Below are 19,153 nucleotides of genomic sequence, written 5' to 3' on the forward strand. Positions count from 1 at the left end.
GGCCACGTTTAGCACCGTCATTGCGAGGAGCGAAGCGATGACGATGTAGGGGTACAATTCCCCGCCACGCTCTCCGTTGTCGTCCCCGCGTACGCGGGGACCCATAACCCCAGGGAAGAGTTTGGCTAAGGCTCGCAGTCCGGTACTGCGACCGTCTGCAATCGATGGATCACGCGGTATGGGTCCTGGCTTTCGCCGGGACGACACCGGTAAATTGGCGGCACTGAGCCGCCAACTAACGCCAGTGCCCTACTCCGCCGCGTCCCGCATTTCCACGCGCTCGGCCCGGGCCGCGCAGAACTTGAACTCCGGGATCTTGCCGAACGGATCGAGCGCCGGATTGGTCAGCAGGTTCGCCGCCGCCTCCGCATAGCAGAACGGCATGAACACCATGTTCTCCGGCACGTCGCGGTCCGAGCGGACCTTGACCTCGACCGCGCCGCGGCGGGTCTCCAGACGAATGAAATCGCCCGGTGTAAGGTTCTTCTTGCGCATGTCCTTCGGCGACATGAAGGCGACCGCCTCCGGCTCGATCTGGTCGAGCACCCGGGCGCGGCGGGTCATCGAACCGGTGTGCCAGTGCTCCAGCACGCGACCGGTCGACAGCACCATCGGATACTCGGCGTCGGGGATCTCGTCCGGCGGGATGACCTTGGCCGGCACGATCTTGCCGCGGCCGCTGGCGGTCGGGAAGCCCGTGGTGAAGATGATCTCATTGCCGGGCTTGTTGGGATCGTCGACCGGATAGGTCACCGCGCCTTCGCGCACCAGCCGCTCCCAGGTGATGTTCTTCAGCGACGGCATCAGCTCTGCCATCTCGGTGAAGACGTCGCCCGGGCCGGCGTAATTCCAGGGCAGGCCCATGCGCTTGCCGATCTCCTGGATGATCCAGAGATCCTGCCGCGCATCGCCCGGAGGCTTGATCACCTGGCGGGCGAGCTGCACGCGGCGATCGGTATTGGTGAAGGAGCCGTCCTTCTCCGCGAAGGCCGAAGCCGGCAGGATGACGTCGGCATGGAATGCGGTCTCGGTGACGAAGAGATCCTGCACCACGAGATGATCGAGCATGGCGAGCGCATGGCGCGCATGCTGCAGATCCGGATCGGACATCGCGGGGTTCTCACCCTCGATATACATGCCCGTGATCTCGCCGGCGTGGATCGCATTCATGATCTCGACCACGGTCAGGCCGCGGACGGGATCAAGATCCTGCTGCCAGAGCTTTTCGAAGCTGCCGCGCAGATCGTCGCGACCAACCGGCTGATAGTCCGGCAGGAACATCGGGATCAGGCCGGCGTCGGAGGCGCCCTGCACGTTGTTCTGGCCGCGCAGCGGATGCAGGCCGGTGCCAGGACGGCCGACCTGGCCGGTGATCAGCGCCAGCGCAATCAGGCAGCGCGCATTGTCGGTGCCGTGGACATGCTGGCTGATGCCCATGCCCCAGAAGATGATCGACGATTTTGCGCGGGCATATGTCCGGGCAACCTCGCGCAAGGTTTGCGCCGGGATGCCGCAGATCGCTTCCATCTTCTCCGGCGCGAATTCCTTGATCTTCTCCTTGAGGTCCTCGAAGCCTTCGGTGTAGCCGGCGATGTACTGGTCGTCGGTCAGGCCTTCGGTGATGATCGTGTGGATCATCGCGTTCAGCATCGCGACGTCGGAGCCGGGCTTGAACTGCAGGTGTTTGGTCGCGTGGCGCGACAGCGTCTGCCGGCGCGGATCCATCACGAACAGCTTTGCGCCGTTCTGCTTGACCGCATTCTTGATGAAGGTCGCGGCGACCGGATGGTTCACGGTCGGGTTGGCGCCGATCACGATGATCACTTCGGCATCCATCGCAGCCGAGAATGGCGCCGATACCGCGCCCGAGCTTAGGCCTTCGAACAGCGCCGCCACCGACGAGGCGTGGCACAGTCGGGTGCAATGGTCGACGTTGTTGGAGCCGAAGCCGGTACGCACCAGCTTCTGGAACAGATAGGCCTCTTCGTTCGAGCCCTTGGCCGAGCCGAAGCCCGCCAGCGCCTTCACACCCTTCTCGTCGCGGATCTTGACGAGGCCCTTGGCGGCGATGTCGAGCGCTTCCTCCCAGCTCGCTTCACGGAAATGGGTGAAGGGATTGGCGGGATCGACCTGGTCGTTGGCATCCTTCTTCGCGTTCGGCAGCCGCACCAGCGGCTTGGTCAGGCGATGCGGATGGTGGATGTAGTCGAAGCCGAAACGGCCCTTCACACAGAGACGGTTGCGATTGGCGGGGCCGTCGCGGCCCTCGGCATAGATCACCTTCTCGTCCTTGACCTCGTAGGTCACCTGACAGCCGACGCCGCAGAACGGGCAGAGCGAATCCACCTTCTTGTCGGCGTAGGTGACACGGGTCTGCTTCTCGTCGAGCATCACGGCCGGCATCAACGCGCCGGTCGGGCAGGCCTGCACGCATTCGCCGCAGGCGACGCAGGTGGACTCGCCCATGGGATCGTCGAAGTCGAACACGATCTTCGAGCCATGGTTGCGATAGGCCATGCCGATGACGTCGTTGACCTGGACCTCGCGGCAGGCGCGTACGCACAAGCCGCACTGGATGCAGGCGTCGAGGTTGACGCGCATCGCCGGATGGCTGGCGTCGGTTGCCCAGCGCTCGGCGGCGGGGAAGCGGCTCTCGGTGACGCCTGTCGTCTCGGCCCAGTGCCAGAATTTCGAATCCGGATCGTGGCTGGTCTCGCGCGCCGGCTGGTCGGCGACGAGCAGCTCCATCACCATCTTCTGCGCCGACACCGCGCGCGCGGACTCCGACTTCACCTTCATGCCGACCGACGGCGTGCGCTTGCAGGACGCAGCCAGCACGCGCTCGCCCTCGATCTCGACCATGCAGGCGCGGCAATTGCCGTCGGGCCGATAATCGGGCGCGGGCGAATAGCACAGATGCGGGATCTCGCGGCCCTGGCGTTTTGCGACTTGCCAGATTGTCTCGCCGGGATTGGCTTCGACCTGCTTGCCGTCGAGCTCAAACGTAATCTTGGTCATTCGGCCGCTTCCTTGAACTCGTCAGGGAAATATTTGATCACGGTGGCCAGCGGATTCGATGCCGCCTGTCCAAGCCCGCAAATCGAGGCATCGCGCATCGCCTGGCTCAATTCTTCCAGAAGAGCGCGGTTCCAGACCGGCTTCTGCATCAGCAGCGCCGCCTTCTGGGTTCCGACACGGCACGGCGTGCACTGGCCGCAGCTTTCGTCCTCGAAGAATTTCATCAGGTTCAACGCCGCCGCGCGCACGCTGTCCTTTTGCGACAGGATCACGATCGCGGCAGAGCCGATGAAGCAGCCGTATTTTTCCAGCGTGCCGAAATCGAGCGGGATATCGTCCATCGACGCCGGCAGGATACCGCCGGATGCGCCGCCCGGCAGGTACGCATAGAACTGATGGCCATCGGCCATGCCGCCGCAGAATTCGTCGATTAGCTCGCGCACGGTGATGCCCGCGGGTGCGAGCTTCATGCCGGGATTCTTGACTCGGCCCGAGACCGAGAAGCTGCGCAGGCCATGACGCTCGTGGCGACCATTGCCCTTCCACCAATCAGCGCCCTTCTCGACGATGTCGCGCACCCACCACAGCGTCTCGATGTTGTTGATCAGCGTCGGCAGGCCGAACAGGCCGACCTGGAACGGATAAGGCGGCTTGTGCCGGGGCAGGCCACGCTTGCCCTCGATGCTTTCGAGCAGTGAGGATTCCTCGCCGCAGATATAGGCGCCGGCGCCGCGGCGCATGTGCAGCGTCGGACCGCCCGGCGGAAGCTTTGCGATCTCGCGCTCCAGAATCTCGCGCGAGGCCGGATATTCGTCGCGCAGGTAGATGTAGACATCGCTCGCCTGCACCACATGCGCGCCGATCAGCATGCCCTCGATGAAGCGATGCGGGTCGCTTTCGAGATAGACGCGGTCCTTGAACGTGCCGGGCTCGCCCTCGTCGCCGTTGATCGCCATCAGCCGCGGGCCGGGCTCGCCGAGCACGGCGCGCCATTTCCGTCCCGTCGGGAAGCCGGCGCCGCCAAGGCCGCGCAGCGAAGCATCGTCGAGCGATTTCAAAAGATTGTCGGTCGACAGTTCGCCCGAGCGCAGGCGGCCCAGCAGCTTGTAGCCGCCGCCCGCGACGTAGGCCTCGTAGCCGATATAGTTGGGCAGATGCGCGTGAGTGTCGCCGACCTTCGCCGCCGCCATCACATTGGCGACGGTCGCATGATCGACGAAATTGTGCCCGACCTCGGCTGCCGGCGCAGTATCACAACGACCGACGCAGGGCGCGCGCACCACACGGATGCCAGGGCCGCTTGCGCTTTGCAGATCCTCGAGCAGCTTCTCACCGCCGAGCATCGCACAGGTCAGGGAGTCACAGACGCGGATCGTCAGCGGGGCGATATCCGGCTCGCCCTCCTTCACCACGTCGAAATGCGCGTAGAACGTCGCGGTCTCGAACACTTCGGCGAAAGCGAGCTTCATCTCGTCGGCGAGCGCGGCCAGATGCGCGGCCGAGATCTGATGATATCTGTCCTGGATCAGGTGCAGATATTCGATCAGGAGATCACGCCGCCGCGGCCTGTCGCCGAGCAGCTGCTCGATCTCGTGCGCGGCGGTGGGATCGACCTGCCGCCCCTTGGGCGTGGCCTTGGCGCGCTTGCGTCCCTCACCGGGATGCTCGAACGGGCGGACCTTGTGCACGTCGTCGTGGCTCATCGATTCGTCTCGATCTCGTCTTTTAGAACGACTCCAGTTCTAGCTCCTGGCATGCCAGATGCCAAGCAAATTATCATGCTCACGGAAGCAGTTAAGCGCAGCCCAAGGGCAACCCTGGATCGCTGCCCGGACACGACCTTGCGTTCGTCCAACGCGCCAATCGATAGAACGAAGCCTGAATTGGTCTGGAGATCAATAAAGGCTTCCTATGCTGCGATAGCGAAATCGTATCGAGCTCCGCTCCGAGGCTGCAGGTGACCTCTCCGTGCCCCGATGCTGACGGGTCAGCTCTTGCCCATGCACTCCTCGATATAGAACCAGCGATCGTCGCCCGCGAGGCCCTTGGCCTTCACGTCCTTGCGGCACTCCTTAAGCTTCGGCTTGTTGGCGCTCCACTTGGCCTTCATGTCCTTGAGCTTCTGCGCGGTCAGCTTGATCTTGCCGGGCTTGGCCTCGGTCGCGGCGGGCGGCGTTACAGCCGGTGCCGCGGCGGTTTGTGCGGATACGGATTGCAGGGCGCCGGCGACGAGCAGCACGGCGGCTGCACAAACGAGCTTACGAACCATCGAATTCCCCCAGGGAAGTTTTGAAACAGTCGAAATGAGCGGCGGGAGCGCCATGGTGCGCTCCCGCCGCGATGAACGTGCGATCAGAAGATCTTGACCGCGCTCTCCAGCGTCTTCCAGACGCCCCAAGCCAGCGGCACGCCGACAAAGGCCCAGAACAGCGCCGCATTGGCATCCAGACCGCCCTTGCCGATGCCGAACGAGCCGTGCTGGACCGACGCCTCGCTCTTCGCACTGGCCGCCTGCAGGCGGGCCACCTCCTCGTGGCTCATGTTCCACTTCGGATCGACCGGCTTGATCAGGTAGTTGCAGATCAAACCGGCGATCAGCATGGCACACAGGATGTACATCGTCGTGTTGTAGAGCTGATCACGCGGCACGCCGGCCGCGAGCTGGAACTCGCGGATGTAGTTGACCACGACCGGACCGATGATGCCGGCAGTCGACCATGCCGTCAGCAACCGGCCATGGATGGCGCCGACGAACTGGGTGCCGAACATGTCGGCAAGATAGGCCGGCACCGTCGCGAAGCCGCCGCCATACATCGACAGGATGATGCCGAATCCGAGCACGAACAGCAGTTTCGACCCCATCGCCGCGAAGGTGGGCGCCAGCGCGTAGAGCACGATGCCGAGGATGAAGAACGTGTAGTAGGTGTTCTTGCGCCCCATGAGGTCCGACATCGACGCCCAGAAGAACCGGCCGCCGATATTGAACAGCGACAGCAGGCCGGCGAAGCCGGCGGCGATCGCCGCGATCGATGCCTTCTGTTCGACCGAAAGCTGGCTGAACGTCAGCTCCGGATGCCCGATCAACTTGCCGGCGAAGATTTCCTGGAGCATGGGCGAGGCCATGCCGATCACACCGATACCCGCCGAGACGTTCAAGCAGAGCACCCACCAGATCAGCCAGAATTGCGGCGTCTTGTGCGCGTTGTTGAGGTGCACATGGTGCTCGGTGATCATCGACTTCTTCTCGCTTGGCGGCGTCCAGCCATCAGGCTGCCAGCCGGGCGGCGTCACCCGATACGAAAAGGCACCGATCGTCATGAAGATGAAATAGATCACGCCCATCACGACGAAGGTCTGCCAGACGCCGACATCCGTTGCGGTCTTGAAGTAGTTGATCAGCAGATTGGCGAGCGGCGCACCGATCATCGCACCACCGCCAAACCCCATGATGGCCATGCCCGTCGCCATGCCGCGGCGATCGGGGAACCATTTGATGAGCGTCGACACCGGCGAGATATAGCCGAGGCCGAGCCCGACGCCGCCGATGACGCCGGCCCCGAGCCACATGATCCAGAGTTGATGGACGTAGACGCCGAAGGCGCCGATCAGCAGGCCGCCGCCCCAGCAAAGCGCGGCAACGAAACCTGCCTTGCGCGGGCCGGCACGCTCGAGCCAACCGCCCCAAATCGCGGCAGAGACGCCGAGCAGGACGAAGAACAGCGTGTACATCCAGCCGAGGCTTGCGACCTTCCAATCGCAGGTCGTGGTGAACAGCTCCTGCCACAGCGAGATGTCGGGGCAAGCCTTGCTCTGCGTGATGCCGATCGAGCGCGACAGCGGCAGCCAGAACACCGAGAAGCCGTAGGCCATGCCGATGCAGAGATGGATGCACAGCGCGGCCGGCGGCACCAGCCAGCGATTGAACCCGGCCTTCGCGATCGTGCGTTCACGATCGAGGAAGCCGGAAGCACCAACCGGTGCAAGAACGGTATCGGCAGTTGTCATAAGCATTCCCTCCCAAGCGCGGCCTTGCCGGCACATCGGTTTGAGACCGGTCGTGTGCGTGCTTTCAGCCGCGCATGACAGGTCGGACTTCATTCATGCCGAAGTGGAATCGTCTGGTGCGCATCCGTCTTGTGCGCCGGGCAAGCAACTGATCGCGGGCGATGTCCCTTCGCCTCGCAAGCAGCGTTGCCTTGACGGCTATCGCGCCCTCGTCCCCCTCAACACCCTGTCTTGAGAAGAGCAACGCGCGTGCCAGAAGTCGCATCGTGACGATTCAACGACTTCCCGCAGCGCAACGTGCCGCGCCGGACAGAATGTCCCGACTCCAAGGACAAAATGTCCAATCAGGTCGCCTCGGGCAGCCACATCGTGAAGGTACTCCCGGAACCGAGGTGGCTTTCCGCCGTGATCTGTCCGCCCTGGCGCTTGATCAGCGTCTGGCTGATGGAGAGGCCCAGTCCGGTGCCTTGCCGCCGTTTGGTGGTGTAGAAGGGGTCGAATATCTTTTCGATCACGTCTGCGCTCATGCCGATTCCGGTATCAGTGACCTCGATGGCGACGCCTTGATGGCCGTCGCGCTCGGCATCGAAGGAGCGGAGCGTCAGGGTTCCGCCGTCCGGCATGGCGTGGATCGCGTTGACGATGAGATTGACCAGGACCTGCTGCAGCTCGTTCCGGTTCATCAGCACGAGCCGGCTGGCGCGATCGTCCCTGACCACGGCGATCTCGGTCTTGTTCAGAAGATGCTGCACCAGCGGCAGACAATCGGAGATGACGCTCGTCGGCGCATGGCGCTCGACATAACCGGCATATTCCTCCGGCCTTGCAAACTGCAGCAGCTTGGTCACGATCTGGCTGATGCGGTGAATCTGCTCGTCGAGCAGGCGAAACTCGACCTTCGCCTTGTCGGCATCGGCCCCGAACACGCTGCGGATGACGTCGAGATTGCCCTGCATCACCGCGATCGGATTGTTGATCTCGTGCGCAACGCCGGCGGTGATCTCGCCGATCGCAGCCAGCTTCTCGGACATGATGAGCTGCTTGGTGGTTGCCTCGAGCTTGAGATTGGCGTGCTCGAGGTCGCGGGTGCGCTCCAGCACGCGGACGTTCAGTTCCTCATTCCACTCCCGGAGCTGCCGGTCGCGTTCCTGGATCTGGTCGAGCAGGCTGTCGAGATGAACCGCGACGCGGCCGATCTCGTCACCCAACACCGGCATCTTGGTGCGGGCGGAGAGGTTCCCGCGCTCCACCTCGCCGATCGTCGCCGTGACGCGCTCCAGCGGCATGAAGATGGAGGTCGCCCAGCGCAGGAAGATCGGTACGGTCGCGGCGGTGATGGCAATGAACGCAGCGATGATGATCACCAACGTCTGGTATTTGGCTTCGCTGAACGGCTTCTCCAGAAAGCCGACATAGAGCATGCCGACCCGCTTGCCATAACTGTCGACCAGCGGCTCGTAGGCGGAGATGTACCAGTCATTGACCACGAAAGCGCTGTCGAGCCAGGTGTGCCCCTCGCCCAGCACGGCCGAGCGCACCGCCGCCGACACGCGCGTGCCGAGCGCGCGCCGGCCCTCGAACAGGCGGACGTTGGTCGATATCCGCACGTCGTCCAGGAACAGCGTCGCGGTGCCCTGGCTGCCCTCCGGCAGGCTCGCCGCGCGGTAGACGAGATCGTTGATCGTGTCGATGAATTCGAGGTTCTGGTTGAGCAGCGTGCCGCCGACCAGCGCAGCGGCGCCCCCGTCAGGCAGCATCGCCCGGCTCGCCGCGTGCACGACCATGCCGCGCGTCTCCGTGCTGCGGTCGGTCGGCACCGCGTTCGGGGTCGGCACCAGGTCCAATCGCGCGCGCTCGGCCAGGGCCGGCGAAATTGCGGCGAGCTCGTCATTGCCGAAAATGTCGACGCCTGTGGCTGGGACCTGGCCCGACAGCGCCGACATGATGATCGGCCAGTCGCCTCTCGGTTGACGCTGCAGCGGGGGCGATGAGGCCAGGACGTCGCCGCGATCGTTGGTCAGGTACAGGAAATCGAGACCGATCTCCTTGCGGGTCTCGTCGAGCAGGTCCCGCAGCGAGCCGCGCGCATCCGGCGCCAGCACCTCCTGGAAGCGGGCCGACAGGCCGAGCGCCCGGATCTGGACGCCGGTCTTTTCCAGGATGCGGGCGAGATATTGATGGGCGATGGTGAGATCGCCGTTCACCTTGGAAATCAGGGCCGCGTCGAATTTTGCGTTCCAGCGATAGATTGCGACGCCGAGCAGGAGCGGCAGGATGACCAGCATCGGCAGCAGAGCGATCGCGAGCAACCGGAAGCGGACGGAGCGTCCCCGCACGAGCTCACCGCTGCGGCGGGCACCATCAGACATCCCATAACGCGCATTTGCGGTCGATGGTCTTGCGCGAGATACCGAGACGCCGCGCCGCCTCCTCGCGATTGCCATTGACCTCCTTCAGCACACCGAGGATGTGACGGCGCTCGAGCTCGGCGAGACTGTCCGCAGGCGCCGACTGGCCGTCGTTGCGGGGACCGGCGAAATCGTCGGGGAAGGCGCCGAGGATCAGCGTGCGTTCGATCAAATTGCGCAGCTCGCGCACATTGCCCGGCCAGTCATAGCTTGCGAGCGCCGCCCGCACCGAGGCGTCGATCGGCACCGGCGGCATACCGAGCTGAGTCGACAGCTTGCTCATGAAGATGGCAGCGAGCTCCTGCACGTCATCGCCGCGATCCTTCAGGAGCGGGAGGTGGATCTGCATCACGTTGAGCCGGTAGAACAGATCGGCTCGGAAACGGCCCTTCTCGACCTCTTTCTGAAGCTCGGCATTGGTTGCGAAGATGAAGCGCAGGTCGACCGGAACTTCACGCTCGGAGCCGACCGGACGGACGCGGCGGTCTTCGAGCACGCGAAGCAGCTTGCTCTGCATCGGCAGCGGCAGCTCACCGATCTCGTCGAGGAACAGCGTGCCGCCATGGGCATACAGGAACAAGCCCTCGCGCCCCGAATCGGCGCCAGTGAACGCGCCCTTGATGTGTCCGAACAGCTCCGCCTCGATCATCTCGGGCGGGATCGCCGCGCAATTCACGGGCACGAAGGGCTTGTCGGCGCGATCGGACAGCGAGTGGATCGAGCGCGCTGCCACTTCCTTGCCGGTGCCGGATGCGCCGGTGAGGAGGACCGAGGTCGGCAGGCGCGCGACACGCGCGATGGTCTCACGCACGCGCAGCGTCGCTGCCGATTGTCCGATCAGATTGTCGCGCAGAAAGGTGCGGTCGGACGAGGCGCGCAGGGCGTAGCGCAGGACATAGTTCTCGCGCTGGAGGCGGACACGGTCGAGGCATCGTGCCACCGCGTTGAGGATCTGGTTGGAGCGGAACGGCTTGAGCACGAAATCGGCCGCACCGGCGCGCAGGGCCTGGATCGCGGTGTCGAGGTCGGCGTAAGCGGTGATCAGGATGGCGTCGGCGAAAAAGCCGACGGCGCGCTGCTCGGCGAGCCAATCGACGCCGTTCTTGCCGGGCATGATGTTGTCGAGAATGACGACGTCGTAGCGGTTGGAATCGAGCTTGCGCGAGGCCTGGTCGGTATCGGCCGCCTCGTCCACCAGCTTGCAGCGCGGCGCAAGCGTACGCACCAGGAAATTGCGCATGCCCGGCTCGTCGTCGACGATCAGGATGGAGGCCTGTGCCAGCGCGCCGAACTCCGGCCCCGCAGCCGTCTTGCCGGGCTTGACGGCAGGTTCACGGCCCGCCGCGGGACCTGCGGCAGCGCTTACCCTCGATGTTGAGAAAGTCATGCCCGACGTCTTTGAGAGTCTTGGGTTTGAGGGGTCTTGGGATTGAGGGTCTTGGGTTTGAGAGTCTTGGGTTTGAGAGTCTTGGGTTTGAGCTCATCCACGGCACCAATCGGCGCCTTTCGCATTGCAGCGAAGTTCCGGCCGTGTCCCGCGCAGGCAACATAGTCAAACGTCGCCGCCGTGAATATTCGCCTTTCTACGGGGCGTCGCTCTTTTCGACCAGGAACACGATGCGCGCCTCGTTGCGTTCGGTGATCTCGACCTTGTCGCCGGTCTCGCGGATCAGGTTTGGAATGTCAATCACCGACAAGGGATCGGTGCAGTGGACCTCGAGCTGATCGCCCGGCTGTAACGGCTTGAGCGCCTTGCGCGTCTTCAGGGCGGGCAGCGGGCATTTCAGTCCGGTGAGATCGAGCGTCGTTCTGGTCATGGGCGCAACATGGCGGGACCGATCGATGGCGTCAACGAGAGGCCGCTAGAGCAGATCGGCGTAGGACAAAAAACCTACGGCCTGCCCCGGCTCGACGCCCGTGATGCTCTCACCGAGCTCGACGAGGCCGTCGGTCTCGACCAGCGAGGACAACAGCCCGGCCCCTTCGCGCGGAAACTTCACCGCCTCCAGCGTACCGTCCTCCGCCCGCCGCAAGGAGACGCGAACATATTCGCGCCGGCCTGCCTTCTTCTTGTAGGTGAAAACCGCCCGCAGGGGGATCGGCAGAAGCGGCTCCGGCAGCCCCCCGGCGAGCGCCAGCACTGTCGGCCGCACCACATGGACGAAGGTGACGAAGCTCGCGACGGGATTGCCCGGCAATCCGATCAGCGGCGTGCCGTCGATGATACCCATCGCCACGGGACGGCCAGGCTTGATCGCCATCCGCCACAGCACCAGCGAGCCGATGCTCTCGACCGCCGCCTTGACGTGGTCCTCCTCGCCGGTCGAGACGCCGCCGGTGGTGAGGATCAGGTCATGATCACCGGCCACCTGCTTCAAGCCATTGCCGAGCGAAGTCCGCTCGTCGCGCAAGATGCCGAGATCGCTGACCTCGCAGCCGAGCCGGCGCAGCATCGCCATCAGCATGAAGCGGTTGGAATCGAACAGTTGCGAAGCCGCGCGCGGCTCGCCGGGCGAGGCCAACTCGTCGCCGGTCGAGAACACGGCAACGCGAATGCGCCTGATGACGTCGAGACTGACAAGACCGAACGCCGCGGCGAGCGCGACATGCTGCGGCCGCAAGCGCTGGCCGGCGCGCAGCGCGACGTGCCCTTTCGGGATGTCCTCGCCGGCGGGGCGAACATTGGCACCGGGCTTCAGCCCCGGCGGCAGCACGATCCTGCCGGAATCGTCGATGCGGACGTCCTCCTGCATGAAGACGGTTTCGGCATCCGGCGGCATCGGCGCGCCCGTGAAAATGCGCGCGGTATGGCCGGGCTTGATCGGCGCCTGTGCGAGGCCGCCGGCCTGGATGCGGCCGTCGAGCGGGAACGCCCGCTCCGCGCCTTCAGGAATGTCGCCGTTGCGCACGGCGTAGCCGTCGACGGCCGAGTTGGTGAAGGGCGGCAGCGGCAAGGGCGCTGCGACATCGCGCGCCAGCACGCGCCCGTCTGCGTCGATGAGCGCCACCGTCTCCAGATCTGCGATCGCGTTGACGCGCGTCGTGATGAGACCAACGGCCTCGTCGACCGACATCATCGGGCCGCCGAAGGCAAAGCAATCGTCCGAGAGTTGCGCCATGGTGCCTCGTCAGCGTATCGCGGCGCTTTTCGCCACCGCTTCCTCGACCGGCATCGCGGCGCGCAGCAGCAACGCCGCAGCTGCCGCGACATCGTCGAGATGGACAGTCGGCAGCTTGGTGTCAATGGCGGTGTCGGCCGCGATCCCGGCAATCCCGGGATCGTCGGGAAACAGCAACGGCTTGCCGTTCGCCGCGCGATGCACCTCGATCTTGCGATGCGGCTCGCGCTTGAAGCCCTCGACCACGACGAGATCGACCGCGGAAAGCTTGTTCAGGAGCTCCGGCAGCCGCGGCTCCGCCGCCCCGCGCAGTTCGTGCATCAGGGCCCAGCGGTTTGACGACGCAACCAGCACCTCGGCCGCGCCGGCCTCGCGATGGCGCCAGGAATCCTTGCCGGGCACGTCGACGTCGAACTGGTGATGCGCATGCTTGATGACCGAGACGCGCAGCCCTTGCGCGTTGAAATGCGGGATCAGCCGCGTCAACAGCGTGGTCTTGCCCGCACCGCTCCAGCCTGCAAGGCCGATGACTTTCATTCCAGCTCCGTGTCCGCGAGCGACTTGGTTTTGGTGGAACCGCTATCCCTTCCCGTCATTGCGAGCGAAGCGAAGCAATCCAAACTCCTCGCTTCGCTCCTCGCAATGATGACCGGAGGCATTTCGTTTTCCGTCAGCATGCTTATATCGGCTTGACCCGAATGTCATGCTAACCTCGCCGCCATGATGAAGATCGACAAAGCCCCGGTGCCCCTGATCGTCCCCAACCCGGACGACCCGCGCCTGACCCAGAGCGTGACCGGGACCGACCAGACCGGCGCCAGGGTCGAGATCAAGGTACCGATGGAGCGGCCGCTGACGCTCTACCTGAACTCCCAGGAGATCGTCACCATGATGACGATCGGCGATTACCCCGAATATCTGGCGCTCGGCTACCTGCTGAACCAGAACATGCTGAAATATAATGACGTGGTCACCGAGGTCGAATACGACGACGACCTCCAGGTGGTCGTGGTGCGCACCACACACCACACCAATTTCGAGGCCAAGCTGAAGAAGCGCACGCAGACCTCGGGCTGCGCGCAGGGCACCGCCTTCGGCGATCTGCTCGAGGCGGTCGAGAGCGTCGCGCTGCCGAAGGCCGAGCTGCGCACGTCCTGGCTGTACCAGATGACGCAGACCATCAACACCATGCCCTCGCTCTATCTCGAGGCCGGCGCGATCCATGGCTGTGTGCTGTGCAAGGAAGGCACCCCGCTCTGCTACACCGAAGACGTCGGCCGCCACAACGCCGTCGACAAGATCGCGGGCTGGATGTACCGCCACGGTGTCGATGCCAGCGACAAGATCCTCTACACTACGGGGCGGCTCACCTCGGAGATGGTGATCAAGACGGTCCGCATGGGAATTCCGATCCTAGTATCGCGCTCCGGCTTCACCGCCTGGGGCGTCGATCTCGCAAGACAGGTCGGGCTGACGCTGGTCGGACGCACGCGCGGCAAGCGCTTCATCGCGCTCGCGGGGAAGGAACGCATCGTCTACGATCAGGACCTCGCTTACGTCGAGGAAGAGTCGGCCAAGCACAAGCGCAAGGGTGAAGCTGGTGACGACTGACATTCTGCCGACGCAAGGCGTGCTGCTCGCCGGCGGCCTGGCGCGGCGCATGGGCGGTGGCGACAAGCCGATGCGCACCATCGGCGGCCGCACCATCCTGGAGCGCGTGATCGCGCGCCTGTCACCGCAATGCAGCGGGCTGATCCTCAACGCGAACGGCGATCCCACGCGCTTCGCCGCGTTCGGCCTGCAGGTCGTCGCCGACGACGTTCCCGGCTTTCCCGGTCCGCTCGCCGGCATCCTAGCCGCGCTCGACTGGACCGCGGCGAACCGGCCGGGCATCGAATGGGTGCTCAGCGCCGCCGGCGACTGCCCGTTCCTGCCACGCGATCTGGTCGCGCGCCTGCATGACACGCGCGCGCGTGAGAACGCGCAGCTCGCGGTCGCCGCATCAGGCGAGCAGTCGCATCCCGTGATCGGCCTGTGGCGCGTCGCCTTGCGCGACGAGCTCAGGCACGCGCTGGTCGTCGAGGACCTCCGCAAGATCGACCGCTGGACCGCGCGCTATCCACTGGCGACGGTGACGTGGCCGACCGAGCCGCTCGATCCTTTTTTCAACGCCAATACGGTCGAGGATATCGCCGAGGCCGAACGGCTGGCGGCGCTGGATGATACATCCTAGGGCATTTCCTGGAGTTCATGGCCTTGAGCTCCTGGCTATGAACCGGGCCTGAGAAGCGAACGACCAATGATTGGGACGTTGCCCCGGATGAGCCATGGCCGACTCGCTCTTGGAAGTCATTTTCGACGTTGTCGATCTCGCGTTCGATGTTTCGGACGCAATCGATCGCACGAAGCAGCTGAGCAAGCCTGACACCGTCGAAGTCCCGCCGGACCCGAAACCGTTGCCGGCCGCCGCCCAGCGTGCGCTCGCCGAAGCCGAGGAACGGGAGCGCAAACGCGGTCAGTCCGATCAAGCCGCCAGCTGCACCGACTAGGCATCGTAGCTACAGATCCAGCCGGTATCAGTCCGCTCCTTCCGCCAGATATTTGATGCGCGAGGTCTTCTGCACCGTCGCTACGCAGGCCGGAATCCGGCGCGCTCCAGCGCGGCACGGGCATCATTCGAGCCAAGCGCATCGAGAAACGCCTGCACCGCCGGCCGGTCCTTGCGCTCCGTGACCAGCGCGAAGTCATAATGCTCTTCCGCGAACGGAATGAAACCGAGGCCGGCCGCATGGGCGACCGGTGCAATGGTCATGCCCCAATCGGCGCGGTGCTGCGCAACAGCTGCCGCGACCGCATTGTGCGAACGCGGCTGATTCCAGTAGCCTTCCGGCCGCGCGCCGCCGAGCAGCCGATCGATCAGGATGCGCGTGCCGGCGCCCTGGTTACGGTTGACCATGATGCAGGCGGGGTCAGCGAGAGCGGCGGCGACGGCCTCCTTCGCGCCGAGGCCCTCGAAACGCCTGTCGTCCTTGCGGAAGACGATGCCCTGCATCCGCCGCCAGCCCGGCACGAGCTCGAGGCCCTCGACGAGATAGGGCGAATTGTACGTCTCGCTCTTGTCATCGAACAGATGGATCGGCGCGAGATCGCATTCGCCGCGCTTTGCGGCCGCGAGTCCGCCGAGGCTGCCGACGGCGATCGAGCGCACGGTCAGGCCGGCATGCGCGAGCTGTGCGGTGACGAGATCGAGGCCGGTGCAATGGCTGCCGACGATGACGAGATCGGGCACGCGCACATGCGGCGTGAACAGCGTCACCTCGGCTTCGGTCCCGGCCGGCATCTGGTCGGCGAGCGCGTCGATGCGCAAAAAACCGTCGGCCTGCGCGAAGGACGTGATCGCGCCAGACCCCTTGCCGGAGGGATAGGCGATCAGGCCGTTCCTGCCCTCGACCAGCGACACCATGACGAACTCGGTGCGGCCGAGCTCGGACGCAATGCGCACCGGCACGGTCGCGTTCACCTTGGCATCCGAGCGCGGCGGCAGGCCGGCCAGCTTGCGCAGCACCGGCACGATCATGTCGTGGAAGGTGAACATCGCCGAGGTCGGAAAGCCCGGCAGGATCACCACCGGCTTGCCGTCGCACACCGCAAGGCACAACGGCTTGCCAGGCTTGAGCGCAACGCCATGCGCGATGATGCCGGGCCGGCCGAGCCGGCCGATGATGCGATGGGACAGGTCGCCCGCGCCTTTCGAGGTGCCGCCCGACAGGACCAGCATGTCGGACTCGGCGAGTGCGGCGCGCATGGCAGCTTCGAGCTTGGCTTCATCGTCGGCAATGGCGCCGAGGAAGACCGCCTCGCCGCCATTCTCGTCGATCGCGGCCGCGACGATCGCGCCGTTGGTGTCGTAGATCGCGGCGGGCGGAAGAGCCCCGCCGGGCTGGACCAGCTCGTCACCGGTGGAGATCACCGCAACCCGCGGCCTGCGCGCGACGAGCACCTCTGCAATGCCGCAAGCCGCGAGCATGCCGATCTCGCGCGAGCCGATGATCGTGCCGGCACGCAGCAGCGCCTCGCCGCGCGCAATGTCGGATCCGGCGTACGACACGAATTGTCCGGGCGAGACGGCACGGCGGACGTCGATCGCATCGGATCCAACCGGCTGGGTGTGCTCGACCATGACGACCGCGTCGGCACCACGCGGCAACGGACCGCCGGTGGCGATCGGCGTCGCGGTTCCCGCCGCCACTTGCATCCTCGGCGCGGTGCCGCAGTGGATGGTCTCGCCGTTCAGCGTGAGGCGCCGGGGAGTGCCCTCGCCAGCCGCCGCAAGGTCGGCCGAGCGCACGGCAAAACCGTCGACATTGGAACGATCGAACGGGGGCACGTCGATCGGCGCGGTGATGTCTTCAGCGAGCGCCACGCCGAGCGCATCGCCGAGCTTGCGCTTTTCGCTCGGAACAGCGCGCGGGAACAACGCGGCCTCGAAGCGCGCCAGGGCCTCCTCGCGCGAGAGGATCTTGAGGAACTGCTCTTGTTCGAGCGCGCTGCGGATTTGCGATTGCGGGTTCATCGACATGTCAAAACCCATATCATTCCCGCATCAGATAGGCATCGATCGGCAAGCCCGCCGCAAATCCCTCGTCCCTGTCGGGAATGAGCAGCCATGCGTCCGCACCGGCAATAGCCTGGAGCGGCCATTCGCCCACGGCAAGCGGCATCCAGCCGTGATGTTCCCTGGCCAGCAAAGCGATCTCGGCGATGCCGACGCTGGATGCGATTTTTCGCGCAAGCGGCAGGGTCACGCGCCGGCGCGGCCGGCGCGCCGATAGTCGGTCGACCAGCGGAAGCACGAGCGCGAGCCACGCCGCCAGCGCGTGATCCGGCGAGCCCGGCAAGGCCACGACGGGAACCTTTCCGATCTTCGCGACCGCGGCGGTACGCCCAGGCTGAAGTGCAAGACCGTGGGCGATCACCTGACCACGCTGAGCCAGCGCCGTCACGGCCGCATCGCCGCGGCCAACGCCGCTGCCGCCGACTGAGAGAATCAGATCGCAGGAGGACGTATCGAGCGCATCGGCAATCGCCACCGCATCGCGCGCGCCCGCCTCACACGTCTTCACATCCAGTCCCGCAGCGCGCGCGATCCCCGCGATCATATGCATCGTTGCCGTTGCACCCGGCACGTTGGCGATGCGCAACCGGGGCCGACGCACGCCGAGCTTGTCCAAGCCGGCAATGCGTGCGAGCAGCAGATCGGCTGCGACGACCGGTTGGCCCTCGGCGCCGGCCGGCGTGCGCTCCGCGATGTCGCTGCCGCCACGCCTGACGCCCTGCCCCGGCACGCCCTCCGCCAGCACCTGCACGAGCGGCCCCAATGCATCGACCGCGTCGGCATCGAGCACACAGTCGCAGCCGGCGGGCATCGGGTCACCGGCCTCGACCCACGCGGGCGCTTGTGGCAAAGGCAGCGGCGAATAAGAGGACGCGCCGACGAGATCGTTGGCGCAAAGTGCCCAGCCATCCGCGGCGGCGATGTCGTGATGCGGATGGGCCGCAAGCAGCGGCGTACCCGCCGCGATGCAGCCGGCCGCTTCGCTCAGCGGCAACTCCACCGGTGCAAGCGGTTCAAGCCCGCTCAGCAACGCGGCGAGCGCGGTGTCGAGCGGCGTCAGCGATGGCGGCAGGCGCTGGGTCATGCGCCATGGTGGACCATGCATCGCCCGGTTTGGCAACCACCGGCGATGCCGACGTCAACCGCCCGACCTGTCCGCATTGGGGAAGAACAGCTGCTGTCCGTCGACCTTGTAGCCTGCGATCGCCGTCTGCCCCTCCGGCGAGGTCAGCCAATCGATGAAGGTCTTCGCGAGATCCTTCTTCACGTTCGGAAACTTCTCAGGGTTCACCAGCATCACGCCATACTGATTGAGCAGCCGCCGGTCGCCTTCGACGACGATATCGAGATCGCCGCGATCCCTGAAGGCGATCCAGCTGCCGCGATCCGACAGCACATAGGCATTGGCGGCGCGCGCGGCGTCGAGAGCCGAGGCCATGCCCTGTGCCGCCTCGCGATACCAGGCGCCCTTGGCCCCGGCGATGTCGATGCCGGCGACGATCCAGAGCGCAAGCTCCGCAGCATGGGTGCCCGACCGGTCGCCGCGCGTCACGAAGGGCGCACCCTTGGCCTCGATCGCCTTCAGCGCCGTCGCGATGTCCTTGCCCTTGACGCCGGCGGGATCGTTCTTCGGCCCGATCAGCACATAGTCGTTGTACATCACGTCAAAGCGCTTCACGCCAAACCCGTCCGCGACGAATTTCTCCTCCTGCGGCCGGGCATGCATCAGCACGACGTCGGCCTCGCCCCTGCGCGGCCCGTCGAGCACCTCGTCGGCGCGCCGCGCGATCACCGTCACGTCGACACCGGTCTTGTCGCGAAAGATCGGCAGCAGATAGTCGAGCAGGCCGGAATCCTGCGTCGCGGTCGTCGTGGCAAGGACGAAGCCGCGGTCCTCGGCGGATGACGCCGCAATGGCGGCGGTGAGGCCGCAGAACAGCGCGAATGCAACGGACAGGCGGCCCATGATCGGGGGTTCCTTTGGCTAC

At 65.3% G+C, this 19,153-nt stretch carries 15 protein-coding genes; 3 read left to right on the forward strand and 12 right to left on the reverse strand.

The genetic code is table 11. From position 1 onward, the window contains the following. Positions 1–249: 249 nt before the first annotated feature. From fdhF to mobB, 9 genes are all read right to left on the reverse strand, one after another. Positions 250–3,018, reverse strand: a complete 2,769-nt coding sequence (fdhF, locus tag GGD61_RS22420; protein WP_183231156.1) for a formate dehydrogenase subunit alpha — start codon at positions 3,016–3,018, stop codon at positions 250–252. After that, positions 3,015–4,721 carry an NADH-ubiquinone oxidoreductase-F iron-sulfur binding region domain-containing protein gene (locus GGD61_RS22425; protein ID WP_092261697.1) on the reverse strand — a complete coding sequence of 569 codons (1,707 nt, stop codon included), beginning with the start codon at positions 4,719–4,721 and terminating at the stop codon, positions 3,015–3,017. Before GGD61_RS22425 ends, fdhF begins: the two co-directional genes overlap by 4 nt. 284 nt (positions 4,722–5,005) lie before the next feature. Next, on the reverse strand, positions 5,006–5,287 hold the full coding sequence (locus tag GGD61_RS22430; protein ID WP_092261698.1) for a hypothetical protein: 282 nt from the start codon (positions 5,285–5,287) through the stop codon (positions 5,006–5,008). Between the two features lie 83 nt (positions 5,288–5,370). After that, a complete protein-coding gene (locus GGD61_RS22435) occupies positions 5,371–7,023 on the reverse strand; it encodes an OFA family MFS transporter (RefSeq protein WP_028142275.1) in 1,653 nt (550 codons plus the stop codon). Between the two features lie 344 nt (positions 7,024–7,367). Beyond that, positions 7,368–9,392 carry a cache domain-containing protein gene (locus GGD61_RS22440; protein ID WP_092261699.1) on the reverse strand — a complete coding sequence of 675 codons (2,025 nt, stop codon included), beginning with the start codon at positions 9,390–9,392 and terminating at the stop codon, positions 7,368–7,370. Further along, complete coding sequence (locus GGD61_RS22445; RefSeq protein WP_092261700.1) at positions 9,385–10,818, reverse strand: sigma-54 dependent transcriptional regulator; 1,434 nt, start codon at positions 10,816–10,818, stop codon at positions 9,385–9,387. Before GGD61_RS22445 ends, GGD61_RS22440 begins: the two co-directional genes overlap by 8 nt. A 196-nt stretch (positions 10,819–11,014) precedes the next feature. Continuing rightward, positions 11,015–11,248 carry a sulfurtransferase TusA family protein gene (locus GGD61_RS22450; protein ID WP_028142272.1) on the reverse strand — a complete coding sequence of 78 codons (234 nt, stop codon included), beginning with the start codon at positions 11,246–11,248 and terminating at the stop codon, positions 11,015–11,017. A 45-nt stretch (positions 11,249–11,293) separates the two neighbouring features. Further along, positions 11,294–12,550, reverse strand: coding sequence for a gephyrin-like molybdotransferase Glp (gene glp, locus GGD61_RS22455; protein ID WP_092261701.1), 1,257 nt, complete (start codon positions 12,548–12,550; stop codon positions 11,294–11,296). 9 nt (positions 12,551–12,559) lie between these two features. Then, entirely contained in the window at positions 12,560–13,087 is a 528-nt protein-coding gene (gene mobB, locus GGD61_RS22460; protein WP_092261702.1) for a molybdopterin-guanine dinucleotide biosynthesis protein B, read from the reverse strand. A 183-nt stretch (positions 13,088–13,270) separates the two neighbouring features. Here mobB and fdhD point away from each other — a divergent pair, with 183 nt between their 5' ends. The 3 genes from fdhD to GGD61_RS22475 all read left to right on the forward strand — a co-directional run bounded on the left by fdhD (position 13,271) and on the right by GGD61_RS22475 (position 15,099). Beyond that, the gene (fdhD, locus tag GGD61_RS22465; protein WP_092261703.1) at positions 13,271–14,161 is read left to right on the forward strand and encodes a formate dehydrogenase accessory sulfurtransferase FdhD; all 891 of its coding nucleotides are present in this window, start codon (positions 13,271–13,273) and stop codon (positions 14,159–14,161) included. Further along, on the forward strand, positions 14,151–14,783 hold the full coding sequence (mobA, locus tag GGD61_RS22470; protein WP_409362468.1) for a molybdenum cofactor guanylyltransferase MobA: 633 nt from the start codon (positions 14,151–14,153) through the stop codon (positions 14,781–14,783). Before fdhD ends, mobA begins: the two co-directional genes overlap by 11 nt. Before the next feature lie 94 nt (positions 14,784–14,877). Continuing rightward, the gene (locus tag GGD61_RS22475; RefSeq protein ID WP_092261705.1) at positions 14,878–15,099 is read left to right on the forward strand and encodes a hypothetical protein; all 222 of its coding nucleotides are present in this window, start codon (positions 14,878–14,880) and stop codon (positions 15,097–15,099) included. An 80-nt stretch (positions 15,100–15,179) separates the two neighbouring features. Here the strand turns inward: GGD61_RS22475 and GGD61_RS22480 are convergent, their stop codons facing one another. From GGD61_RS22480 to GGD61_RS22490, 3 genes are read right to left on the reverse strand one after another with little or no spacing between them, the layout of a single operon-like run. Next, on the reverse strand, positions 15,180–17,141 hold the full coding sequence (locus GGD61_RS22480) for a molybdopterin biosynthesis protein (RefSeq protein ID WP_092261706.1): 1,962 nt from the start codon (positions 17,139–17,141) through the stop codon (positions 15,180–15,182). Position 17,142: 1 nt separating this feature from the next. Continuing rightward, entirely contained in the window at positions 17,143–18,249 is a 1,107-nt protein-coding gene (locus tag GGD61_RS22485; RefSeq protein ID WP_092261707.1) for a molybdopterin-binding protein, read from the reverse strand. A gap of 54 nt (positions 18,250–18,303) precedes the next feature. Next, positions 18,304–19,131, reverse strand: coding sequence for a substrate-binding domain-containing protein (locus GGD61_RS22490; protein WP_092261708.1), 828 nt, complete (start codon positions 19,129–19,131; stop codon positions 18,304–18,306). Positions 19,132–19,153 lie beyond the last annotated feature (22 nt).

Source organism: Bradyrhizobium sp. SBR1B, assembly GCF_014198205.1.
Lineage (GTDB): Bacteria > Pseudomonadota > Alphaproteobacteria > Rhizobiales > Xanthobacteraceae > Bradyrhizobium.

Bases quoted from the DNA above. Each gene is read 5' to 3' on its own strand.
- fdhF (WP_183231156.1), bottom strand. From the start codon at position 3,018: ATGACCAAGATTACGTTTGAGCTCGACGGCAAGCAGGTCGAAGCCAAT.
- GGD61_RS22425 (WP_092261697.1), bottom strand. From the start codon at position 4,721: ATGAGCCACGACGACGTGCACAAGGTCCGCCCGTTCGAGCATCCCGGT.
- GGD61_RS22430 (WP_092261698.1), bottom strand. From the start codon at position 5,287: ATGGTTCGTAAGCTCGTTTGTGCAGCCGCCGTGCTGCTCGTCGCCGGC.
- GGD61_RS22435 (WP_028142275.1), bottom strand. From the start codon at position 7,023: ATGACAACTGCCGATACCGTTCTTGCACCGGTTGGTGCTTCCGGCTTC.
- GGD61_RS22440 (WP_092261699.1), bottom strand. From the start codon at position 9,392: ATGTCTGATGGTGCCCGCCGCAGCGGTGAGCTCGTGCGGGGACGCTCC.
- GGD61_RS22445 (WP_092261700.1), bottom strand. From the start codon at position 10,818: ATGACTTTCTCAACATCGAGGGTAAGCGCTGCCGCAGGTCCCGCGGCG.
- GGD61_RS22450 (WP_028142272.1), bottom strand. From the start codon at position 11,248: ATGACCAGAACGACGCTCGATCTCACCGGACTGAAATGCCCGCTGCCC.
- glp (WP_092261701.1), bottom strand. From the start codon at position 12,550: ATGGCGCAACTCTCGGACGATTGCTTTGCCTTCGGCGGCCCGATGATG.
- mobB (WP_092261702.1), bottom strand. From the start codon at position 13,087: ATGAAAGTCATCGGCCTTGCAGGCTGGAGCGGTGCGGGCAAGACCACG.
- fdhD (WP_092261703.1), top strand. From the start codon at position 13,271: ATGATGAAGATCGACAAAGCCCCGGTGCCCCTGATCGTCCCCAACCCG.
- GGD61_RS22475 (WP_092261705.1), top strand. From the start codon at position 14,878: ATGGCCGACTCGCTCTTGGAAGTCATTTTCGACGTTGTCGATCTCGCG.
- GGD61_RS22480 (WP_092261706.1), bottom strand. From the start codon at position 17,141: ATGGGTTTTGACATGTCGATGAACCCGCAATCGCAAATCCGCAGCGCG.
- GGD61_RS22485 (WP_092261707.1), bottom strand. From the start codon at position 18,249: ATGACCCAGCGCCTGCCGCCATCGCTGACGCCGCTCGACACCGCGCTC.
- GGD61_RS22490 (WP_092261708.1), bottom strand. From the start codon at position 19,131: ATGGGCCGCCTGTCCGTTGCATTCGCGCTGTTCTGCGGCCTCACCGCC.